Genomic DNA, 3,490 nt, shown 5'->3' with positions numbered 1-3,490 from the left:
GCGCATGGTAGTGGTTGAAGACGCCGGCCCATTCGAGCGTCAGCTGGTCGTTCTTGGTGAGCTTGCGGCGGCCGGCCTTGTAGCGGCACAGCAGCGCATCGACGCCGGAGCCGATGATGAACTCGTTGGCCGGATAGTCGCCGCCGCCGGCGAAGATCGCGCCCTGCATGGCGGCCAGGATCAGAGCTTCGTCGCCGCCTTGCTTGATCAGCGGCAGTGCCGCGTCGAGCGCATCGTCGGAGAGATTGGCGGCCTTCTCGGCCTTGGCTATCTCGGCCGGGCTCTTGAACAGGCGCAGCCGGCCGACAATGCCGGACGCATCGGCGATCTGGCCGAAGGTCTGCAACTGCTCGTCCAGGCGGCGGCCGTTGAAGGCGGTCAGGCCGTGGGTGTCATATTCGACACCGATGCGGGCGCCGAGCAGGTCGAGTTCGTTGAGCAGATTGCGCAGGTCGACCGCGGGATTGGCGCCGTTGCGGTCGGTCCACAAGACGATGTTGTCGATAATCGAGGTCTGACGTGCCTGGCGCAGGTCGGCCGAGCGGGTCAGAAGCACCATCGAACCGTCGGCCTTGACCACCAGGCACTGGAAGAAGCAGAAGCCGAACGTGTCGTAGCCGGTCAGCCAATACATGCTTTCCTGCGCGAACAGCAGGATGGCGTCGAGCTTCTTTTCGGCCATCTCGATGATCAGCCGGTCGCGCCGCGCGTCAAATTCAGATCGTTCAAAATGCAGCGCCATTATTCCCTCTCCAAGACAATTGCCGAAACCTGCCGGCCGTAATCGGGCTCCTTGCGATGCGTGGTGCGCCGATAGGAGTAGAACAGGCCTTCCTCAGCGTAAGTGCAGCGGTCGAGGCCCTCAGCCGTCACGCCTGCCTTGGCCAGCCGGTCAACCGTGTAGCGGTTGAGGTCGAACATCGCATGGCCGGCATTGGCGGACGGAGCGAAATAGAGGATGTTTTCGGCGTCGGATTCGACAAAGCGGGCGACGAATTCCGGGCCGACCTCGTAGTTTCGCGGGCCGATGGAGGGGCCTAGCACGGCGACGATGTTTTGGCGCCGGGCGCCGAGGCTTTCCATCGCCAGGATGGTGTTTTCGAGCACGCCGGTGAACGCGCCTTTCCAGCCGGCATGCGCAGCGCCGATGATGCGCGCCTGCGCATCAGCGAACAGCACGGGACCGCAATCGGCGGTCGAGGCGCCGATGGCGATGCCCGGCCGATCGGTGACGATGGCGTCCGCCTTGGGGCGCTCGCCGGCAAAGGGCTCCCTGGCAATGACGACATCGGGCGAATGGATTTGCCAGGCGGTCAACAGATGGCTTGCCGGCACGCCCATCCAGGCAGCGACACGGGCGCGGTTCTCGGCAACCAGCGTCTGGTCGTCATTCGATCCGGTGCCGATGTTGAGGCCCTGATAGATGCCGCCGGAAACACCGCCGACGCGGGTGAAATAGCCGTGGCGGATGCCTTGTGCCTGCGCCTCGTCCAGCAGCGGCGACCGAACGGGATCCGGTTTGGTCTGATTCAGCATGCGGGCGTTGTTGTCCGTGTGGGCGGTTTCGTCAAGAAGAAGGTGCTTGGTCGAGAACAGGCTGCAAAGCGCGGACGGGAGATTGGGAGGGGCGGGGGTAAAAAGTCAATCCGCCTCGGCAAAGGGCCGAACCGCCACGCCGCGAGGCAGCACCGCAAGCACCTTGAACAGCTCGCCCATGGCTTGCGGCCCGGCGAGGCGCTCGACGTCGCCGGCGATCCTTTCGCGCGCCGCCTGACCGGCATCGGCGCCAAGGCGGCCGGCGCGCTCGAGGATGCCCATGCCGAGCAGGAAGTCGCCCTGTGTCGTCAGATGGGCTTCGAGGCCATGTGCACGCGCGATCGCGGCAAGGGCGGCGAAATCGACGTGGGACGTGAGGTCGGCCTCACCGGGATTGGCCAGCACATCTTCGTGATCGTGGCTGCGCAAGGCCTGCAGCGTGTCCCCGACACCCGGCTGGAAATGGCCGTAATCGAGAAACAGGCCGGCGCCGCCATGCCTGGATATGCGCTCGGCGATTGTTGCCATCAGCGCGGTGCGGGCAGGTGCCACTTCGGCGATCGCGCCTTGCGGCGCGTGAGCGGCATCGGCGGGCAGCAGCGTCGGGTCGACCGAGCCGGCGCCGGCGAAGAAGCAAAGGTCGTTGGTCTCGTCGAGGCCGACCATGCGCTCGCGCCAGCCGGCGCCGGCGCGGATGAACTGGCGGATGGGAACGGCGTCGAACAGTTCGTTGCCGACGATGAACAGCGATTGTTGCGGCAAGGTCTCGATGGTTTCGTGCCAGCCAACCGCGAAGGGTGTGACGCCAAGCGTCTTTTTTTGCACCTCGGTCAGGCGCGGGCTTGTCTCGATCATGGCGAAGGTGGCGCCGTTGGCCAGGTCAGGATCGAGCCGCGACAGCGTGCGCAGCATGTCCTTCATCAGCGTGCCGCGGCCGGGTCCGATCTCGGCGATGGTGGCCGACCGCGACCGGCCGCCCGCCAGCCAGGCTTGATAAAGCCACACGGCGACCAGTTCGCCGAACATCTGGCTGATTTCCGGCGCGGTGATGAAGTCGCCGCCCGCACCAAAGGGCTCGCGCGTCGTGTAGTAGCCGTCCGCCGGGTCGAACAGGCACAGCGCCATGTACTCGTTGACGGGAAGCGGCCCCAGGGCCTCGATCAGGTCGACGATGCGGGTCTTCAGCCGTGTCATGCCGGCTGCGGCTGTGCCACCGGCTTGGCGGTCAGCATCGCCCAGATGCCGGCCAACACCATCGGCGACGACAGGATCATGCCCATGGTCAACCAGTTGGTGCCGAGGAGATAGCCGAGCTGCTGGTCGGGTTCGCGGAAGAACTCGACGAAGATACGCGACAGGCCGTAGCCGCAGATGAAGGCGCCGCCGACGAAGCGCGGCGTCTTCAGCTTAAGGCGCGAATGGGTGAGGATGCGCAGCACGAGGAACAGCACCACGCCCTCCAGAAGCGCCTCGTAAAGCTGGCTCGGATGACGGGCAAACGGCCCGCCATTGGGGAATTCGAACGCCCAGGGCACGTCGGTTGGCCGGCCCCACAGCTCGGAATTGATGAAGTTGGCGACGCGCACCAGGCCAAGGCCGACCGGCACGCCGGCCGCCACGACATCGAACAGCGACCAGGTGCGGATGCCGCGCTTGATGGAAAACAGCGTCATGGCGAGGATGACGCCGAGCAGGCCGCCATGGAACGACATGCCGCCCTGCCACACGGCGAAGATATCGAGCGGGTGCGCGATGTAGCGCGCCAGATCATAGAAGAGCACATAGCCGGTGCGGCCTCCGAGCACGACGCCGATGGCCGCCCAGACGATGAAATCGTCGAGATCCTCCGGCTTCATCGGCAGGACGCCGTTCGGCCACAGCCTGGCATTGGCGGCGAGCCGCTTGGCATACCACCAGGCGAACAGGATGCCGACGATATAGCCGACGCCATACC

Annotated in this window: 4 protein-coding genes; all 4 read right to left on the bottom strand. The window is 65.5% G+C overall.

Annotated features, from left to right (window positions below; genetic code table 11):
- Nucleotides 1–742, bottom strand: a 742-nt coding sequence (locus tag EN884_RS29960) for a Xaa-Pro peptidase family protein (protein WP_164895237.1), incomplete at its 3' end; no start/stop codon positions are given.
- Complete coding sequence (gene pgeF / locus EN884_RS29955) at nucleotides 742–1,536, bottom strand: peptidoglycan editing factor PgeF (protein ID WP_027162151.1); 795 nt, start codon at nucleotides 1,534–1,536, stop codon at nucleotides 742–744. The genes pgeF and EN884_RS29960, both read right to left, overlap by 1 nt.
- Nucleotides 1,537–1,641: 105 nt before the next feature.
- Entirely contained in the window at nucleotides 1,642–2,730 is a 1,089-nt protein-coding gene (locus EN884_RS29950) for a class I SAM-dependent methyltransferase (RefSeq protein WP_027162150.1), read from the bottom strand.
- On the bottom strand, nucleotides 2,727–3,490 hold a 764-nt coding region (lgt, locus tag EN884_RS29945; RefSeq protein ID WP_128360914.1), incomplete at its 5' end, for a prolipoprotein diacylglyceryl transferase. The genes EN884_RS29950 and lgt, both read right to left, overlap by 4 nt.

The organism is Mesorhizobium sp. M7A.F.Ca.AU.001.01.1.1 (assembly GCF_004022735.1).
In the GTDB taxonomy this organism is placed as follows: domain Bacteria; phylum Pseudomonadota; class Alphaproteobacteria; order Rhizobiales; family Rhizobiaceae; genus Mesorhizobium; species Mesorhizobium ciceri.
Note: the sequence above shows the minus strand (reverse complement) of the source record. Positions and strands in the feature narration are given on the sequence as shown.

Coding starts and splice junctions, on each gene's coding strand:
- EN884_RS29950 (WP_027162150.1), bottom strand. CDS start 2,730: ATGACACGGCTGAAGACCCGCATCGTCGACCTGATCGAGGCCCTGGGG.
- pgeF (WP_027162151.1), bottom strand. CDS start 1,536: ATGCTGAATCAGACCAAACCGGATCCCGTTCGGTCGCCGCTGCTGGAC.